Source organism: Pseudomonas spelaei (assembly GCF_009724245.1).
Taxonomy (GTDB): Bacteria; Pseudomonadota; Gammaproteobacteria; order Pseudomonadales; family Pseudomonadaceae; genus Aquipseudomonas; species Aquipseudomonas spelaei.
In genome coordinates this window covers 18,721-35,841 of sequence record NZ_WNNK01000019.1, presented here as the reverse complement: position 1 = coordinate 35,841, position 17,121 = coordinate 18,721, and the positions used below count along the sequence as shown (strand labels likewise).

At 54.1% G+C, this 17,121-nt stretch carries 16 protein-coding genes, 1 tRNA gene and 1 pseudogene; 9 read left to right on the top strand and 9 right to left on the bottom strand.

Annotated elements, in window-relative coordinates:
• The first annotated feature begins 88 nt into the window (after positions 1-88).
• Together GNF76_RS20665 and GNF76_RS20660 are read left to right on the top strand one after the other, a co-directional pair.
• On the top strand, positions 89-328 hold the full coding sequence (locus GNF76_RS20665) for a sulfurtransferase TusA family protein (RefSeq protein WP_003211989.1): 240 nt from the start codon (positions 89-91) through the stop codon (positions 326-328).
• Between the two features lie 42 nt (positions 329-370).
• Positions 371-1,441: an AI-2E family transporter gene (locus GNF76_RS20660; protein WP_155584970.1), complete on the top strand. Its 1,071-nt coding sequence runs from the start codon at positions 371-373 to the stop codon at positions 1,439-1,441.
• 120 nt (positions 1,442-1,561) lie between these two features.
• Here GNF76_RS20660 and GNF76_RS20655 read toward each other — a convergent pair whose 3' ends face one another.
• Positions 1,562-2,035 (bottom strand): peroxiredoxin, encoded by a 474-nt coding sequence (locus GNF76_RS20655; protein WP_155584969.1) that lies wholly within the window; start codon positions 2,033-2,035, stop codon positions 1,562-1,564.
• Positions 2,036-2,045: 10 nt separating this feature from the next.
• Positions 2,046-2,606, bottom strand: a complete 561-nt coding sequence (locus tag GNF76_RS20650; protein ID WP_003172487.1) for a glycine cleavage system transcriptional repressor — start codon at positions 2,604-2,606, stop codon at positions 2,046-2,048.
• A 261-nt stretch (positions 2,607-2,867) separates the two neighbouring features.
• Between GNF76_RS20650 and dapA the strand changes: the two genes are divergently transcribed.
• The 5 genes from dapA (at position 2,868) to GNF76_RS20625 (ending at position 6,557) form a co-directional block, all read left to right on the top strand.
• The gene (gene dapA / locus GNF76_RS20645; RefSeq protein WP_155584968.1) at positions 2,868-3,746 is read left to right on the top strand and encodes a 4-hydroxy-tetrahydrodipicolinate synthase; all 879 of its coding nucleotides are present in this window, start codon (positions 2,868-2,870) and stop codon (positions 3,744-3,746) included.
• A 17-nt stretch (positions 3,747-3,763) separates the two neighbouring features.
• Positions 3,764-4,879, top strand: a complete 1,116-nt coding sequence (gene bamC, locus GNF76_RS20640) for an outer membrane protein assembly factor BamC (RefSeq protein WP_155584967.1) — start codon at positions 3,764-3,766, stop codon at positions 4,877-4,879.
• Positions 4,880-4,883: 4 nt separating this feature from the next.
• Positions 4,884-5,642 carry an MBL fold metallo-hydrolase gene (locus GNF76_RS20635; RefSeq protein ID WP_155584966.1) on the top strand — a complete coding sequence of 253 codons (759 nt, stop codon included), beginning with the start codon at positions 4,884-4,886 and terminating at the stop codon, positions 5,640-5,642.
• A 28-nt stretch (positions 5,643-5,670) separates the two neighbouring features.
• Positions 5,671-6,384: a phosphoribosylaminoimidazolesuccinocarboxamide synthase gene (gene purC / locus GNF76_RS20630; RefSeq protein ID WP_076962501.1), complete on the top strand. Its 714-nt coding sequence runs from the start codon at positions 5,671-5,673 to the stop codon at positions 6,382-6,384.
• 83 nt (positions 6,385-6,467) lie between these two features.
• A tRNA-Ser gene (locus GNF76_RS20625) sits at positions 6,468-6,557 on the top strand.
• Between the two features lie 1,013 nt (positions 6,558-7,570).
• On the opposite strand, the gene GNF76_RS20615 is transcribed toward GNF76_RS20625, so the two are convergent.
• From GNF76_RS20615 to GNF76_RS20605, 3 genes are read right to left on the bottom strand one after another with little or no spacing between them, the layout of a single operon-like run.
• The gene (locus tag GNF76_RS20615; RefSeq protein WP_178123460.1) at positions 7,571-9,409 is read right to left on the bottom strand and encodes an FUSC family protein; all 1,839 of its coding nucleotides are present in this window, start codon (positions 9,407-9,409) and stop codon (positions 7,571-7,573) included.
• Complete coding sequence (locus GNF76_RS20610) at positions 9,409-10,278, bottom strand: efflux RND transporter periplasmic adaptor subunit (protein ID WP_155584964.1); 870 nt, start codon at positions 10,276-10,278, stop codon at positions 9,409-9,411. Before GNF76_RS20610 ends, GNF76_RS20615 begins: the two co-directional genes overlap by 1 nt.
• Entirely contained in the window at positions 10,275-10,490 is a 216-nt protein-coding gene (locus GNF76_RS20605; protein WP_155584963.1) for a hypothetical protein, read from the bottom strand. Before GNF76_RS20605 ends, GNF76_RS20610 begins: the two co-directional genes overlap by 4 nt.
• A 477-nt stretch (positions 10,491-10,967) precedes the next feature.
• Between GNF76_RS20605 and GNF76_RS20600 the strand changes: the two genes are divergently transcribed.
• Positions 10,968-13,388 carry a membrane-bound PQQ-dependent dehydrogenase, glucose/quinate/shikimate family gene (locus GNF76_RS20600; RefSeq protein ID WP_218585301.1) on the top strand — a complete coding sequence of 807 codons (2,421 nt, stop codon included), beginning with the start codon at positions 10,968-10,970 and terminating at the stop codon, positions 13,386-13,388.
• Between the two features lie 179 nt (positions 13,389-13,567).
• Here GNF76_RS20600 and GNF76_RS20595 read toward each other — a convergent pair whose 3' ends face one another.
• From GNF76_RS20595 to GNF76_RS20585, 3 genes and pseudogenes are all read right to left on the bottom strand, one after another.
• Positions 13,568-14,455 (bottom strand): SMP-30/gluconolactonase/LRE family protein, encoded by an 888-nt coding sequence (locus GNF76_RS20595; RefSeq protein WP_246211949.1) that lies wholly within the window; start codon positions 14,453-14,455, stop codon positions 13,568-13,570.
• 45 nt (positions 14,456-14,500) lie between these two features.
• Positions 14,501-14,829: pseudogene (locus GNF76_RS20590) on the bottom strand (type II toxin-antitoxin system RelE/ParE family toxin).
• Complete coding sequence (locus tag GNF76_RS20585) at positions 14,826-15,107, bottom strand: ribbon-helix-helix domain-containing protein (protein ID WP_155584962.1); 282 nt, start codon at positions 15,105-15,107, stop codon at positions 14,826-14,828. The pseudogene GNF76_RS20590 and the gene GNF76_RS20585 overlap by 4 nt, the downstream one beginning before the upstream one ends.
• Before the next feature lie 357 nt (positions 15,108-15,464).
• Here GNF76_RS20585 and GNF76_RS20580 point away from each other — a divergent pair, with 357 nt between their 5' ends.
• On the top strand, positions 15,465-16,367 hold the full coding sequence (locus GNF76_RS20580) for a LysR substrate-binding domain-containing protein (RefSeq protein WP_178123456.1): 903 nt from the start codon (positions 15,465-15,467) through the stop codon (positions 16,365-16,367).
• Here GNF76_RS20580 and GNF76_RS20575 read toward each other — a convergent pair.
• On the bottom strand, positions 16,359-17,117 hold the full coding sequence (locus tag GNF76_RS20575) for a substrate-binding domain-containing protein (protein ID WP_155584961.1): 759 nt from the start codon (positions 17,115-17,117) through the stop codon (positions 16,359-16,361). The genes GNF76_RS20580 and GNF76_RS20575 overlap by 9 nt on opposite strands.
• Positions 17,118-17,121 lie beyond the last annotated feature (4 nt).

Below are 17,121 nucleotides of genomic sequence, written 5' to 3'. Positions count from 1 at the left end.
CCTTTCGACAAAGAGCTTACTGTAGCCGGACACTGAGCTTCGGACCAGATATTCTAAGCGGCCCCCGACGCCCTCCCGGAGTAGAACCATGACCGACGCTGTAGCCTTTGATGCCGAACTCGATGCCAGCGGGCTCAACTGTCCGTTGCCCCTGCTCAAGGCCAAACTGGAGCTCAATCGGCTGGCCAGCGGTGCGGTACTCAAGGTGATTGCAACGGACGCCGGTTCCCAGCGGGATTTCCGGACCTTCGCCAAGCTGGCCGGCCACACGTTGCTGCATGAAGAAGACGAAGCTGGCGTCTATCGTTACTGGTTGCGCAAGGCCTGAAACCTTTCGAGTGTGCTTGTCCCCATTGCCCGAGGTTGATTGATGTTCAAAGTGTTACGTGACTGGATTCAGCGCTATTTCTCCGACGAGGAAGCCGTGGTGCTGGCTGTTCTGCTGTTTCTGGCCTTCACTGCCGTACTGACCTTGGGTGGCATGCTGGCGCCTGTCTTGGCGGGGATGGTGCTGGCTTACCTGATGCAAGGCCTGGTGACTATCCTGGAGCGTTTGCGACTGCCCGGCGGGGCCGCGGTGGGCCTGGTGTTTGCCTTGTTCATGGGCGCGCTTCTGGTGTTTATCGTGGTGGTCGTGCCGCTGTTGTGGCATCAGGTGATCACCCTGTTCAACGAACTGCCGGGCATGCTCGCCAAGTGGCAGTCGCTGTTGCTGCTATTGCCTGAACGCTATCCGCATCTGGTGTCGGACGAGCAAGTGTTGCAGGCCATTGAAGTGGCACGGGGCGAGATCGGAAAGTTCGGGCAATGGGCGCTGACATTTTCGCTGTCGAGCCTGCCGCTGCTGGTCAACATCATGATCTACCTGGTACTGGTACCGATCCTGGTGTTCTTCTTTCTCAAGGACCGGGAAATGATCGGTCGCTGGGTGCGTGGGTATTTGCCACGGGAGCGGGCGCTGATTACCCGTGTCGCCCAGGAAATGAACCGGCAGATCGCCAACTACATTCGTGGCAAGGTCATTGAGATCTTTATTTGCGGTGGCGTGACCTACATTGGCTTTGTCGCGTTGGGGCTGAATTATGCGGCCCTGTTGGCACTGCTGGTCGGTGTGTCAGTGGTGGTGCCCTATGTCGGTGCCGTGGTGGTGACGGTGCCGGTGTTGTTGATAGCGTTGTTCCAGTGGGGCTGGAGCGACCAGTTCATCTACCTGATGGCGGTCTACGGCATTATTCAGGTGCTGGATGGCAACGTGCTGGTACCGCTGCTGTTCTCCGAGGCGGTGAACCTGCATCCGGTGGCGATCATCTGTGCGGTATTGTTGTTTGGCGGTCTGTGGGGATTCTGGGGGGTGTTCTTTGCAATTCCCCTGGCGACGTTGTTCAAGGCCGTGCTGGATGCGTGGCCGCGGCAAGAACCTGTAGTTGCGCCATTACTTTAATCGATGGGGTGGGGCTGATGGCCCCATCGCAGGCAAGCCAGCTCCCACATGATTGCCCGAGTTGCATCAGATGTGGGAGCTGGCTTGCCTGCGATAGCTATCTAACAGCCACCGCCGTAATCAAGCCTTGCTCAATGCCTGCGCCGCCGCCAAAACAGCATCCACATGCCCTGGCACTTTCACGCCACGCCATTCCTGACGCAGCACCCCATCCTTGTCGATGAGAAAGGTGCTGCGATCAACACCCAGGTATTCCTTGCCGTATAGCTTCTTCAGCTTGATCACATCAAACAGCTGGCAGACAGCCTCGTCCTTGTCGCTGATCAGCTCGAAGGGGAATTCCTGCTTGCCCTTGAAGTTCTCATGGGACTTAACGCTGTCCCGGGACACACCAAACACTTCCGTGTTGGCGGCCTTGAACGCTGCGTACTGGTCACGGAAACCCTGGCCTTCGGTGGTGCAACCCGGAGTGCTGTCTTTCGGGTAGAAGTAGATCACTACTTGCTTGCCCTTGAGCCCGGAAAGGCTGAAGGTCTGCCCGCTGGTGGCCTGGGCTTCGAAGTCGGCTACCGGTTTGTCGATGACTACAGCCATGAAAGCTTCCTTACATTGGGTTCTGTGGGCGCCATGGCTCGATCAGTGCATCGAGGTTCAGGGCATCGGCGAAATCCAGGAACTGGTCGCGCAGCCAACTGATCTGCACGCCGGCCGGCAAGGTCACGGTGAAAGTGGCATTAAGCATGGTGCCGCCGGTCTGGGGAGCCTGATAGGTGTCGCAGGTCAGGTTTTCCAGCTCGACGTTATGGTCGATAAAGAACTGGCACAGCTCGTTGACGATGTCCGAACGGTAGGCCGAACTGACATAAGCCACGTAAGGCAGGGCCTGAGGACGGTTCTCCAGCGCTGCACTGCGTACCACGTTGACGGTGAAGTCGTGTTTCTTGGCCAGGCCTGGCAAGCCGGTTTCCAAACGTGCCAAGGCATCCCAGGTTCCGGAAATCTGCAGGACCAGCGCGCTGCACTCGCCATGGCGGGTCAGGCGGGAGGTCACGACGGCGCAGCGATTTTCATGGCTGGCGCGGCACAGGACGTTAGTCAGCTCCATGGGGTTGGCGCCAAGGGCACTGATGACAAGGAATTGTTCGCGGACTGTGGGGGTGGACATGCAGCCTTCCTAAAGCGATGAGCGGTCGATACGATGACAGCGGTATCAATCAAAGGATGAAGGGTAGCGAAAACCATCGCCAAGGGCTAGGAGGTGGCGTTTTCATTACGTTATCGCCTTCATCAAACCCTTCTTTGCCTCAATGATGGCATTGCGGGCGACTAAGTTGATCCATAACGCGTACTCATACGGTACTTCGCTTGTGCAAGCATCTTGGCGCCAGTACCATTACCGCTCTCTTTTTCCGGCAGGAGCGGTTGCATGATTGCGGGCAGTATGGTGGCACTGGTCACACCCATGGATGCACAAGGTAATCTCGACTGGGACAGCCTGGGCAAACTGGTGGACTTCCACCTGCAAGAGGGCACCAACGCCATTGTGGCGGTCGGCACCACGGGTGAGTCGGCCACGCTTGATGTGGAAGAACACATCCAGGTGATCGAGTACGTGGTCAAGCGCGTTGCAGGGCGTATTGCCGTGATCGCAGGCACAGGCGCGAATTCGACCCGCGAAGCGATCGAATTGACCAAAAACGCCAGGAAAGCCGGCGCCGATGCCTGCCTGCTGGTGACGCCGTACTACAACAAGCCGACTCAGGAAGGCTTGTACCAGCATTTCCGCACCATCGCCGAAGCCGTAGACATCCCGCAGATCCTCTACAACGTTCCCGGTCGCACCTCGTGCGACATGAAGGCCGAGACGGTGATTCGCCTGTCCTCCGTGCCGAACATCATCGGCATCAAGGAAGCTACCGGCGACATGCAGCGTGCGAAGGATATCCTCGCCGGTGTGAGCAGCGACTTCCTGGTGTATTCCGGTGATGACGCGACCGCTGTCGAGCTGATCCTACTGGGTGGCAAAGGCAATATTTCGGTGACCGCCAACGTTGCCCCGCGTGCCATGAGCGAGCTGTGCGCCGCCGCCATCGCCGGTGACGCGGTCACTGCACGTGCGATCCACGAGACGCTGATGCCGCTCAACAAGACCCTGTTTATCGAATCCAACCCTATTCCCGTGAAATGGGCGCTGCATGAGATGGGCCTGATGCCGGACGGTATCCGTCTGCCGCTCACCTGGCTCAGCGAAGCCTGTCACGAACCGCTGCGACAGGCCCTGCGCCAGTCCGGCGTCCTGGTTTAATTGAGGAAGCACTACGCATGAAGCGATTGGCCGGACTTTCCGCACTTGCCTTGATTATCTCCAGCACCAGTGGCTGCGGTTGGATCTGGGGCCCGGAAGGCTACTTCCGTGACCGCGGCAGCGATTACCTGGAAGCACAACCCTCCAAACCGATGCAGCTGCCGCCGGATGTCACTGTCGCCAAGCGTCTTGACCCGTTGCTGCCAATTCCGCGCAACGTCGCGGACGACACCTTCAAGGGCGAATTCGAAGTACCGCGCCCACAGCCGATCTCGGCCGTGGCCGATGCCAGCGACTACAGCCTGCAGAAGAGCGGTGACTCACGTTGGATCATGGCCCAGCGCCCACCTGCCGAAGTCTGGCCGGTGGCCGTGCAGTTCTTCCAGGACAACGGCTTTCGCATGGATCAACAGCGCCCGCAAACCGGTGAGTTCACCACGGCGTGGCAGCACCCGAGCGAACTGTCGGCCACAATGGCCAAGCGCCTGCAAGCCGGCGGTGTGGCTGGCGACGGCGAAACCCGTATTCGGGTGCGCATCGAGCCAGGCGTGCAGCGTAATACCAGTGAAGTCTATGTGGTCAGTGCCCAGCGTCCTGCGGGCAGCACGGCCGACGTCGACTTCACCACGCGCTCGGTCAACACCGGTGTTGATTCCGCGTTGGTGGACGAAATGCTTGCCAGCATGAGCCGCATCTCCGAGAAGGGCGGGTCTGTCTCCCTGCTCGCCGCAGGCAGTTTTGACACGCCTAGCCGTGTCAGCCTCAGCGAAGACGGCAGCGGCAACGTCGTACTGAACCTGGGTGAAGACCTGGACCGTGCATGGTCGAGTGTTGGCCGTGCGCTGGAAAAGGGTCAATGGCGGGTTGAAGACATCAACCGCAGCCTGGGCCTGTACTACATCAACTTGGCCGAAAAAGCCGAGAGGAAAGATGAAGAGCCAGGTTTCTTCAGCAAATTGTTCGGTAGCACACCGACCAAGGAAGAAGTCGAAACTCGCGCCGAGCGTTATCAGGTTCGTTTGAGCAAGGTCGGCGAGAGCGTGCAGGTCACCGTCGAGAAAAACATCAACACCGTGGCGCCGGCAGAAGTGGCGCGCAAAGTGTTGGGCGCGATTCAGGACAACCTGGGCTGATCCGATGCGTTTTGCCGTTCTCGGCAGCGGTAGCCAAGGGAACGGCACGCTTGTAGCCCACGACGACACGTACGTCCTGGTAGATTGTGGTTTCTCCCTGCGGGAAACCGAGCGGCGCTTGCTGCGCCTGGGGGTTCACCCCGCGCAGCTGAGCGCGATTCTGGTGACCCACGAACATGCCGACCACGTGCATGGCGTGGGTTTGCTGTCTCGGCGCTACAATCTTCCGGTCTACCTGAGTCGCGGTACCTTGCGCGGGATGCGCAAACCTATTGAACCCGCAGGTTTCCTGGCCGGTGGCGAGCAACTGCAAGTCGGTGCCCTGAGCATCGACGTGATTGCCGTGGCTCACGACGCCCAGGAGCCCACGCAGTATGTGTTCAGTGACGGTGAGCGCCGTTTCGGCTTGCTCACCGACCTGGGTTCCTACTGCTCCAGGGTGCTGGACGGTTACCGGGACCTTGATGCATTGATGATCGAGTCCAACCACTGCCGTGACCTGCTTGCACGCGGTCACTACCCGTACTTTCTCAAGCAACGGGTGGGCGGGGAGTTGGGACATTTGAACAACCACCAGGCGGCGTACCTGGTGTATGAGTTGGGCTGGCAAGACCTGCAACACCTGGTCCTGGCCCACCTGAGCAGCAAGAACAACCTGCCGACGCTTGCCCGGCAATGTTTTGTCGACACCCTTGGGTGCGACCCGGACTGGCTGCAACTGGCCGATCAAGATTCAGGGCTCGACTGGCGACACATCGCCTAGCCCACCTACTTAGCAAGCGGAGCCCATCATGGAAAAACGTGAAGAACTCTACCGCGGTAAAGCCAAATCGGTTTACAAGACCGACGACGCCAACCGCTTGATCCTGCTGTTTCGCAACGACACCTCGGCGTTCGACGGCAAGCGCATCGAACAGCTCGACCGTAAAGGCATGGTGAACAACAAATTCAACGCCTTCATCATGCAGAAACTCGAAGCGGCCGGTATTCCGACCCAATTCGACAAACTGTTGGGCGACAACGAATGCCTGGTGAAAAAACTCGACATGATCCCGGTCGAGTGCGTCGTGCGTAACTACGCCGCCGGCAGCCTGGTCAAGCGCCTGGGCGTGGAAGAAGGCCTCAAGCTCAACCCTTACACCTTCGAACTGTTCCTCAAGGACGACGCCAAGGGCGACCCGTTCATCAACGAATCCCACGTCGTGGCATTCGGTTGGGGCACCGCTGAGCAACTGGTGCGCATGAAGGAGTTGTCCCTCAAGGTCAACGATGTCCTGAGCAAACTGTTCGACGACGCCGGCCTGCTGCTGGTGGACTTCAAACTCGAATTCGGCGTATTCCACGACGGCTCCATCGTCCTGGGCGACGAATTCAGCCCGGACGGCTGCCGCCTGTGGGACAAGGACACCCGCAAGAAGATGGACAAAGACCGCTTCCGCCAGGGGCTCGGTGACGTCATTGAAGCCTACGAAGAAGTCGCCAACCGTCTTGGCGTACCGCTGTAATCGACGCAAGCATCTGATAGCACGGAAAAAAATCTCTTCAGAGCTTTGCTTCCCGGTAACAGGCTGTTATGATGCGCGCCGTTGGAGAGATGCCAGAGTGGCCGAATGGGACGGATTCGAAATCCGTTGTACCTTCACCGGTACCTAGGGTTCGAATCCCTATCTCTCCGCCATTATTGAATAAGACTAAACCCCTGTAATCATTGATGATTACAGGGGTTTTTTCGTTTTTGACGATCAACTCGATCTCGGCGCGACTAAAGGGGTCAGCGTGCTCCAGGTCGACGTCTGATCCGACGTTACTGATGCGGTCGAGTGGATTAGCCTTCAGGATGCCGGCGCCGAAAGCATCGGCCCAGACCCCGCGGACGACGGTGAAAATGTCGTTCACTGTTTTGGGCGCCAGGCCTTGTTTGAGTAGTTGCGCTTGAAACAACTCAATGTCGCTTTTACTGATGTCGACGATCCGACGCTTGCCAAATTTCTTCTCAACGTGCACAGCCTTGCTGACGTAATTAACGACGGTGCTTGAAGCTTTGAGCACCCGCTGAACCTCCAGCCAGCGGTCAATGCCTTCCTTCAGGCTCAGGGAGCGGACTGATGCATTCGGAGAACTGTGTACTTTCAAATTCGACTACAGGCGCAACTCTTGGAACGTACCGTTCGCATTTACTAAGCGTACAGAGGCCTTGGTCCCCGTCAGGTGCTGCTCGGCAAGCCTCACCACCTCTCCCTTTGTGTCGGCTTCGATCACCGGCCGAGCTCTCCCGGCCTTGAACATTGCCCATCCGGTATCTGTTTTCTCGATTCGGTAAGTGTCCATAACCCTAGGCGCTCCCCATGCCGGTCTGAATGGCTTTGGGCTAGCGACTATTCCGGAATTCAATGCAGCAGCAGGAAACTGTGACCAAACAGAAAACAACAATCAGCATCCCAAAAAAATCGCCCATAGAAAAAATCGCTCATCACATAAGAAAGAGCTTGCTCGGCTTTGAGACTCATCCGTCAAGCCAAGCAAGATCCGTAAAAGTAGACCGGCAGCAGAAACCCCGTCGATAAGACGAATCTGAGAGTTCGATCGAAAACTCTGTGATAGAGCAAAGAAAAACCTGGTAGCTGGAGGGCTGCGGTTTCATTACTACGCTATGAGCATGGAGGCACAAGCCCCCGTGAAGGCACTGGGTTTCTATACGTCAAACGCTCTCGATATTATGGCGTATAGCTGCCACCAGTAGACGTACTCATCGGGTGCAGCTGCATTCATAGCATCGATGATGACAGGTATGGAGAAATCAAATTCTGCAAGCTGGTCAAGGCTTTCTATAGTCTTTGGTAATGCTAGCGGATGTCCTAATGCTTCATTGGCCTCAGCCAAGGTTTTTAAAATCAGCAGTCCATTCACTTCCGTTTTTAGTAGGGCATCTTTTTCCGGAGTAGACGGAATAGCTTCAGCGTGCGGAATCATAGAGTAAATATAACCAGATAGCCGATGACTTTCATATGTGCCAAGTCGCTTGCAATACCTATTGGTTAGAGCAGTACGCATTCGCGCAATCTTGTTTTTTGACGAGCCAGGAGGGACTAAATAAAAAATAATTATCAATATGCCAATTGAAGTCAGTACGGCGAGGCATGAATTCGCAAATGACGAAAAATCAAAAGTCATAGGGTTGGTGAACCCGATTAAAAATACAGTCTCAATCATGTATACGAAAAGGATTGCAAACAGAACCTCTCCCTTCATTTGCAGAATCGAAACCGCAACGATAAAGCTCAAGAATGAGATGATGGCTGGAAATATTTCGGAATAACCAATGAATGCATAAAACAAAAATATGAACGACGTAATACATGCTAGCAGTGTAACCAAAGCCACCAGGATCAAAAGCTTTTCAATAATAGGGTTGGTGATGAATAGTGAGCATATAATGCTGATCAAGATTGGTAGTATTACTCCGGATGTCCAGTCTGTAGATAGCCAGAAAAAAACACCTAGAGATATAGAAAAAAACACTCTCAGTGCACCACGGAAAGCTTCGCTGTAATCCCGGTATTTGGCTTTGATCAGTTGGTGTTCCTGGCGTGATTCTGAAGTGGGATTAAGAAAGAGTGCTGAGTGTTTTGACTTGTTGTAGTAATAAAGAAAATACCGCTCTTTCATTGTGAGTGAATGGTTTTCTAATTTTGGAGTCCCTTCGCTGGAATTGATATCTATCAAGGAGGCTATGCTTGTACTTTTTTTTAGATCGGTATACAAGGCGTGCAAGATTGCTGATTCAATAATCGACCGTAGGCGGCCAGGTATATTTACTGTGTAATGGGTTTTATCATCTGTCTTGTGAAGAAATGGAGCGGCTCTTAAGTTTTCAATGACTTGTTTTAGTGTGAGTGTTCTATTTAATAGGCTGTGAATCTTCGTCAAGATAATGTCTTTGTCAGGTAAAAGGCACTGCTCAAAAAAAATAGCTATATCTGCTTTGTTTTTGTTGATAGCGTTGTCATATTTTTCCCGATCAACTCTAGAAGGGAATAAGTAAGAGATTATTGCAACTGCAATGAGTCCTACCACTACTTCTGAAAAGCGCGCTTGGGTAATGAAGAATACAGTTTGTGGCTCTGGGGCGGCTGAAAGACTGAATCCAAGCAGTGCTACGGTATAGCCGCTCAGTGCAAAAAAATAGCTGAGATTTCTAGCATTGAGAGCGGCTAAATAGCCACAAAAACACATCCAGATAATGATTGCTAAAGAAAGCAATATTGGATCATTAAAATTAATATTGGCAAATATTGTTATTGTGACTACACCACACAGGGTACCAGCTAAGCGCGCCATGAGTTTCGTAAACACAGCGCCGTCACTGGGTAAGCAAACAATGATAGCCGTCATGATTGACCAGTAAGGCTTGTCAAGGTTTAGCTCGAAAGAAGCCAGCCATGAAAGTAAGACAGATGCCGTTAGTCGTAAGGAATAGCTAACGTTTATGCTGGGTATAGCGTAAGTGATTTTTTTCAGTGTGGTCGTCATTATAGGCTTTCCACGACTTTCACCGTACATGTCGTCCCTGCCACCAGGCGATTTTCAATGCTGGAGAGTTGTTCGGGAGTGATAGCGATGCGGACGGGGATCCGTTGTGCAAGACGTACCCAGGGATAATTGGGTTTAACGTCCTTCAGCATCTGCTCACCGGTGCTGGCGCTCTGATCGACAATCGCCCGGCCAATGCCTGTTATTTCGCCTCCCCACGTGTCCTGGCCACCATAGGGAGTAATAACTACTTTTTTACCTAAGTCGAGAAAGGCCAATTTTGTTTCTTCAAAATAGGCCAGAATATAAAAAGAATTTATATCCACCAAAGCAAAAAGTGACTGACCTGCAGAAATGTAGCTTCCCTCTCTAGTATTTAGATTGGTTATGTAGCCATCAGCCGGTGCTCGAATAGTCGTTCGAGTCAGATCCAGTTCGGATTTTTTTAAGTCGGTTCTGGCCTTGCGCAACTGCCCATTAAGCTCTTCAAGCTTTATTCTTGATGTTTCCAGGTCTTCTTTGGTAATGGCGATGTTAGAGAGGCGCATTCTACGCTCATACTGACTTTGTGCTTGGGCCTTTTGGGTTTTTAAGATTTCCAGCTGTGATAGTGCACGCTCTACATTTATAGTGTAGTCACTTTTGTCAATGGTTAATAACACATCCCCCTTTTTGACGAATTGGTTATCTTTGATGCGAAGGGTTTCCAAACGGCCAGAAACTTCAGAGGTTGCCTGAATGACCTCAGCCCTGATCTTTGCGTCACGCGTCCATGGACCGAACGTATAATAATTCCATAATTTATAAATACAGAGGATAGCCGAAAAACAAATAACTATAATTACTAGGCCTTTGGCGGTTGTTTTCATAGCGATGGCTCCAGAGATAAATATAAAACGTGGGTGCCATAAGTGATTATTGCCAGAATCCCAATGTCGACAACTCGGCTGAATGACTCAAGTTCATTAATTAACCAACGTTTGTAGAGTTCGCGAACAAGTAGCCAGGCAAAAACGCCAAAGAATAAAATTTTGAATAGCCCGGGAATAAAAAGTAAAGAACCTATAACGATATCCGGCATGCCCGCTCCCTACCTGTCGACTTCGGCAATGATTTGGTCTTCGGCGGTAAGGCATCGACTGCATCATGCAATATTTAACTCCGCCACCTACGTGATGTTGCTTTGGTGGTCATGGCTTAACGTACAACAAATTTTTGTGATATTGCAAGAGCGCCATTTTGTGAGATTTTGCTAGGTCGTTACAATAGTCTGGCTTGCCACGCAAGCGTAATAAAACTGTCATATTTGCGCTTTATCGACGAACTGATTGCCGGCATCGGCTCGCATCCAGTGCTGTTGATTGTTTTGAGCGTCTTTTGGAGCAGGCTGCCTTCCTCCCTGTTAGCCGGACTCACAGATTCATATACTTTTGCATCTTAAAGAGGGCGCGTGTTATTAAGCCTCGGCAGAGTTTGTCATTCGATCTTTACCGGCGGGTATCTTCGACGGGCATCTGTGGTGTCTCAATTTGGAGTTTGACGAGGCTGAGGAGTTACAATGAAAACAGAAATGGACAGACATTTTTCGTGGTTGGACAGATTGGTTATCCTGGCAATTATTTTAACCGGCTTGTCATTTTTGGGAGGAGGGGCCTATTTATTATACTTGGATGGATCTTCTTATTATGTGATCTCTGGGGCAGTATTTCTTATCGCGGGAGCTATGCTTTGGCGGCGTAGATTGCTGGGTGCTTGGCTGTTTGGGGGCGCATACGTCTTCAGTCTAGTCTGGACAGTTTTTGAAGCAGGTACACGTATCTGGGCCTGGGTCCCACGTATGGGGTTTCTAACACTACTGGCATTTTTCGTTTGTTTGATGCTGCCTAAACTTTTAAATCGGGAGGAGCAACTAGGTAATCGCTCGGGTCTGAGTAAGGGCTTGGCTGTTATTTGTGTCATATGCGCGGGGATTGCGTTTGGCATTGCCTGGCTTCCACAGAACACCTATTTGTCCACAACGCCTTCGCCGAGCACTCCTTTGGTCGCTATTCCTTCGGATGCAGTACGTGCTGATCAAGCTGATTCTGACTGGGCGGCCTATGGGCGTGATAAAGACGCCACGCGTTACTCCCCGCTTCAACAAATAGACACCCAAAACGTAAAAAACCTAAAAGTCGCCTGGACTTACCGGACCGGAGATTTACCTCCACCGGGGAAAATCAATAAATGGGCCGCAGAGACCACGCCAATAAAACTCGGTGATGGTGTCTATATTTGTACCGCCACCAATAACCTCGCCAAACTGGACCCGACGACGGGTAAGGCGTTGTGGACTTTTGACGCGGGTACCCAGTATCAAAGCGTGCCTTACACGGCTGCATGCCGTGGTGTGACGTATTTTAAGTCAACGGTTTCCCCGGCTGGCAGCAGTTGCCACGAACGTATTATCGAAGCCACCTTGGATATGCGTCTGATCGCAGTTGATGCTCAGAATGGGAAGCTGTGCCAAGGCTTCGGTGAAAACGGCCAAGTAAACCTTTTGAAAGGGCTGGGTGAAACGGTCCCGGGTTTTGTGGCTGTCACGTCGCCGCCGCCGATTATTAACGGTGTGATTGCGGTTAACCACCAAGTATTGGATGGCCAAAAGCGCTGGGCGCCGTCGGGTGTCATCCGTGGTTATGATGCAGAAGATGGGCGTTTCCGCTGGGCTTGGGATGTCAATCGTCCAGGTCAACACAACGAACCGGGGCCCGGTGAGGAATACAGTCGCGGGACACCCAACTCATGGGCGGCTATGACCGGCGACGATAAGCTTGGCGTTGTATATGTACCTACTGGCAATTCTGCTGCGGATTACTATTCGGCTTCGCGCAGTGCCAATGAAAATCGCGTAGCTTCCTCGATCGTCGCTTTGGATGCCGCGACAGGTGCGGAGCGCTGGGTGTTCCAGACGGTGCACAAGGACACTTGGGATTACGATCTTGGTTCACAACCGACATTGTTCGATTTTCCGGTCGGCAATGAGTCAGTTCCTGCCATGTTGGTGCCTACCAAGCGCGGGCAGACGTTTGTTCTGGATCGACGTACAGGAAAGCCCCTGACCTCTGTGGATGAGCGTCCTGCTCCGGCAGGCAATGTTCCCGGGGATCCGCGAGCACCTACTCAGCCTTGGTCCACAGGAATGCCGCGTCTTGGCTTCCCGGAGCTTGCCGAGAAGAACATGTGGGGCATGACGCCTTTCGATCAAATGTTCTGTCGTATCAAGTTCAAACAAGCCCACTATGTAGGTGAGTTCACTCCTCCGGTTATCGGTAAGCCCTGGATTGAATACCCCGGTTACAACGGTGGCAGCGATTGGGGAAGTGTGGCCTATAACCCGAATACCGGGGTGATGATCGCTAATTGGAACAATACACCGATGTATGACCGGTTGTTGTCCCGAGAGGAGGCAGACAAGCGCGGATTGCGGCCGATTGATGACCCCAAGTTTGATGCTGGCTCTGGTGGTGCCGAAGGTGCCGGGGCAATGACGGGTACTCCTTATGCCATTGATGTTTCGCCGTTCCTTATGCCGCTGACCCAAGTACTTTGTAACGAACCTCCGTATGGCATGATCACGGCGATAAACCTGAAGGATCAGAAAGTGCTCTGGCAAGGTCCCCTTGGTACGGCTCGCAACAACGGCCCATTCGATTTGCCGACCTACCTGCCGATTAAGGTGGGGACCCCCAACAATGGTGGCCCCATCATCACTGCCGGCAATCTGGTATTTGTTGCTGCAGCCACCGACAACCTGATTCGCGCCATCGACATCAGGACCGGTGAAACGCTTTGGAGTGATGTCCTGCCGGCAGGTGGCCAGGCAACGCCTATGACCTATTCAGCCAATGGCAAACAATATCTGGTCATCATGGCGGGAGGGCACCACTTCATGCGTACCGCCCCTGGGGACTATGTTATTGCTTACGCACTGCCATAGGAGGTGAACGACAGACATCGAACCCATTGACGTAGGATTTGATGTTTATTTACCCAATAAAAACCCCAGGTGAAGTGATCCACCTGGGGTTTTTTATTGGAAAGATGCATCAGTCTGGACACTCGGGCGATTCACTCCTGTACCACATCGAGCGCTTTGCCCACTGACTCGTGCCCCCCTCACAGAGACGCCGGCACCAATTCCAGAATCCTATTGCGTCCCCCTTCCGCGAGCAGGTAAGTACCCTTGGCTGTACGCACGATCGACTGCGGTGCCTTCAAGAACGACAGAATGGTCTGCTGGTGCCCTTGTTTATCAATCAGCAACAACCGTGCACGGTGCGTCGAATCTTCATTGATCCACAACCCGCGTTCATCGCACATCAAAAAGGTAGGTTTGTTCAGATTGGACAACACCACGGGGTCGCTGCCGTCTTCGGTCAACTCACGTACAACACCTTTCTTCTTTTCCGTGTAGAGCAGGCGCCCATCCGTACAGCGAGTGATCGACTCGCCTTCGTTGAGCTGGTCGCGCAGCACGGTCAATGCCTGGTCGCTCCAGCCGTAGCGCAGTATTCGTCCACCTTCCTTACGGTCTTCGATGGCGTAGAGGTATTCGCCGTCATCCCATAGCCCTTGTACGTTTTCCCCTTTGAACAGGGCGGTAACGCTGCCGTCCTTGAGGAGGCTGACAGGCGCGTCACCGACTTCCTGACTGAACGCCCAGCCACCCTGGGTGGGGACTAAGCCATCGGGTTTGGATAGGTTTCCTACAACCACTTCACGCTTACCGTCGGGGTGGATGCGCACGATGCTGCCGAGGCCCTTATTCAGTTCCTGACTGACCATCAGCGACCCATCGAGCATCGGGGCCAGGGAGGCGGCCTTTGCTACATCGCGATGGAGCACGTGATAACGCCAGTCATCGCTGGCCTGTACCGGGTAGAAGCTTTGCCAGGTAAAGAAACCCAAGGCCGTCAGTAATGTCAGGCCCAATACCCACAAGCCTGACCGGAGTGCTCGATATGTTGATCCTGCGCCATTAGTCCTTTTTATTGTCTTGTCCATTGATCCCGTTGCCGATAGATATTCGTGAATAAAAAGAGTGCATATTTACTGTGGCAGTTCCTCGTCATCGGTATCCGCGAAGAGGGCTGCGTAATCTTGACCTCCATAAAATATGCCCAGGATTGATACGGTCTCGATATCGGCATCCACCATAAAAGCAACGATGGTGTTGTGCCGATAATGGGTGATACGCAACGCTGGCATCAGATCATCCCGGCGAGTTCCGCGTAGCGGGAATATGGACAGACTTTCGCAGTAGGTGACTATGGCATCGACGTAGCGTGCAGCCACGACGGCTGAACCAGCGTCGACGATATAGTCTGCACATCGAGCTGTGCCAACGCTTCAGGTGAAAAGGCCACCTTGTAGCTCAAGGCTTGTTGCCGACTTTACGTTGACGTTTGGCGGCCAGATGTTCGCGAACTTGGTCGGCGGACAGCGCTCGGTCCGGATCAGCCTTGAGCGCCACGGCCGCAGGAATCACTTGATCGCGTAACCAGTCTTCCATTGCGCGGTCACGGGCGAGTAAGGCGCGTAAACCATCGCGTATGACTTCGCTTTCGGTAGCGTATTCACCGGCAGCTACCTTGGCTTTGACCAAGGCTGCCATTTCGAGGGGCAGCGTGATACTCATTTGTTGGGTTGAGCGCATAGTGAGGTCCACCATGATGGAATAGGATTTAATCCTACTCTCTCGTTGATGTGTTGCAAGAGGCAACGGACCGGCGTGAGGTGGAAAGGTATTCATAAGTGAGTCCATTTCAATAGTGATGTTTGCACCCCGATGTATCTGACGAGGAAAAAAACAGTATTGTCGTTTTCTGGAGGCCTCGTTTCTCGGCAGCGTAAATAACTCACTGATATGTATGACTTCATATTTTTTGCAGGGTCGTTACCATACGTTAAAGGCGTTTCCATCGTTCTCGAAAGTCAGTGCGTCGCGCCAATAGCATCCTGCTACCCCCCATACGATAATGCTGCACACCCGCGACCCACCAATGGCCACCCCGTGATCATCAACTTCGACCTGAACGATCTCCAAGCCTTCCGCGCCGTGGTAGACAAGGGCAGCTTTCGCGCCGCCGCCGAGGCGATCCGTATCTCCCAGCCCGCCCTGAGCCGGCGCATCGAAAAGCTCGAGTCGGCCCTCGACGTGAAGCTGTTCGAACGCACCACTCGTCGTGTCAGCCTGACCATGGTCGGCCGCGCTTTCCTGCCCCAGGTCGAACGCATGCTGGACGATCTGGACATCGCGTTGATGGGGATCAGCAACGTCGCCTCGACCCGCATGGGCAATGTCACCATCGCTTGCGTCCCCTCGACCGCCTACTACTTCATGCCTCACGTGATTTCCGAGTTCCATAAGTTGTACCCGAAGATCCGCCTGCGGGTACTGGACGCCAGTGCCGGTGAAGTCAGTGCGGCAGTGGCCAGTGGCGAAGCGGATTTTGGCGTGAGTTTCAGCGGTAGCCTGGCGGACGAGGTGGAGTTCGAACTGCTGTTGCAAGAGCGTTATGTGCTGGCCTGTCGACGTGATCATCCGTTGGCCGAACGGGCCGATGTGACCTGGGCCGAGGCTTACGAGCACGACTACATCACGGTGGACAAGACCTCAGGCAATCGTTTTTTGCTGGATCAGGCATTGCGCGGGGTGCGGGTGAAGAAGCCGAGCATCTGCGAGACCCATCATGTGACGACGATGATCGGGCTGGTGGAGGCAGGCTTGGGCGTGGCGATGGTACCGTCGATTGCGATGCCGGCCGGGGCGCACCCGATTCTGGTGAGCGTGCCGCTGGTGGAGCCGGAAGTGGTGCGCAATGTCGGCCTGATCAAGCGCCGCGGGCGTACATTGACACCGGCGGCGCTGGAGTTGGAGCGCCTGGTACGAGAGAAGCCGTATCGGTCAGGGTGAGACCGAGTCCAGGCCGGTGGATTGCACCACCGGTTGCGCCTGGGGCGAGGCGAGGAATTGCAGCAGCGCCTTGGCCTGGGCCGGGTGTTCGGCATTGACCGGGATACCGGCGGCGAAGCGGGTGACGGACTGCACGTCTTCGGGGATTTTGCCGACGTACGTCACACCGGGAACCGGCAGCAGTTCAGCCACTTGCTGCAAACCCACTTCGTAATCGCCCTTGGCAACCACCGAAGCCACCGGGATGCGTTCGATCATCGTGCCCTTGGACGCCATTCCCAGTTTCTTGAACAACTCCTTTTCCACATACACACCGCTGGCGCTGTCGGAGTACGCCACGGACTTGGCCTTGAGCAACACGGCCTTGAGCTCTGCGTCGTTGCTGATCACCGGCTTGGTGGCGCCTTGCTTGATCACCATGCCGATCCGCGAGTCTGCCAGCTCAACGCGGGAGTCTTTGTCGACCTTGCCCTGCTTGATCAACTCATCCAGGGCGTAGCCGACCATGATCACCACATCAGCCTGTTCTCCCCGGGCCAGTCGGTTGGGAATGGCTTCAGGCGCCTTGCCCATCGAGGGGCCGAGAATGGTGTCGAGGGTATCGCCGCTTTGGCTGGCGTATTGCGGGCCCAGTAGTTGGTAGGCGGCGGTGAATCCGCCGGATGTCATGACCTTGAGTGCTTCTGCCTGCGCTGCCATTGCCAGCGTTGCAGTCATCAATGCAGCCAGTGCCTTGCATGCAAATTTCATCGGT

Bases quoted from the DNA above. Each gene is read 5' to 3' on its own strand.
- GNF76_RS20605 (WP_155584963.1), bottom strand. From the start codon at position 10,490: ATGCCGGATATCGTTATAGGTTCTTTACTTTTTATTCCCGGGCTATTC.
- purC (WP_076962501.1), top strand. From the start codon at position 5,671: ATGGAAAAACGTGAAGAACTCTACCGCGGTAAAGCCAAATCGGTTTAC.
- GNF76_RS20610 (WP_155584964.1), bottom strand. From the start codon at position 10,278: ATGAAAACAACCGCCAAAGGCCTAGTAATTATAGTTATTTGTTTTTCG.
- GNF76_RS20635 (WP_155584966.1), top strand. From the start codon at position 4,884: ATGCGTTTTGCCGTTCTCGGCAGCGGTAGCCAAGGGAACGGCACGCTT.
- GNF76_RS20575 (WP_155584961.1), bottom strand. From the start codon at position 17,117: ATGAAATTTGCATGCAAGGCACTGGCTGCATTGATGACTGCAACGCTG.
- GNF76_RS20615 (WP_178123460.1), bottom strand. From the start codon at position 9,409: ATGACGACCACACTGAAAAAAATCACTTACGCTATACCCAGCATAAAC.
- GNF76_RS20660 (WP_155584970.1), top strand. From the start codon at position 371: ATGTTCAAAGTGTTACGTGACTGGATTCAGCGCTATTTCTCCGACGAG.
- GNF76_RS20665 (WP_003211989.1), top strand. From the start codon at position 89: ATGACCGACGCTGTAGCCTTTGATGCCGAACTCGATGCCAGCGGGCTC.
- GNF76_RS20655 (WP_155584969.1), bottom strand. From the start codon at position 2,035: ATGGCTGTAGTCATCGACAAACCGGTAGCCGACTTCGAAGCCCAGGCC.
- GNF76_RS20600 (WP_218585301.1), top strand. From the start codon at position 10,968: ATGAAAACAGAAATGGACAGACATTTTTCGTGGTTGGACAGATTGGTT.
- GNF76_RS20650 (WP_003172487.1), bottom strand. From the start codon at position 2,606: ATGTCCACCCCCACAGTCCGCGAACAATTCCTTGTCATCAGTGCCCTT.
- bamC (WP_155584967.1), top strand. From the start codon at position 3,764: ATGAAGCGATTGGCCGGACTTTCCGCACTTGCCTTGATTATCTCCAGC.
- GNF76_RS20595 (WP_246211949.1), bottom strand. From the start codon at position 14,455: ATGGACAAGACAATAAAAAGGACTAATGGCGCAGGATCAACATATCGA.
- dapA (WP_155584968.1), top strand. From the start codon at position 2,868: ATGATTGCGGGCAGTATGGTGGCACTGGTCACACCCATGGATGCACAA.
- GNF76_RS20585 (WP_155584962.1), bottom strand. From the start codon at position 15,107: ATGCGCTCAACCCAACAAATGAGTATCACGCTGCCCCTCGAAATGGCA.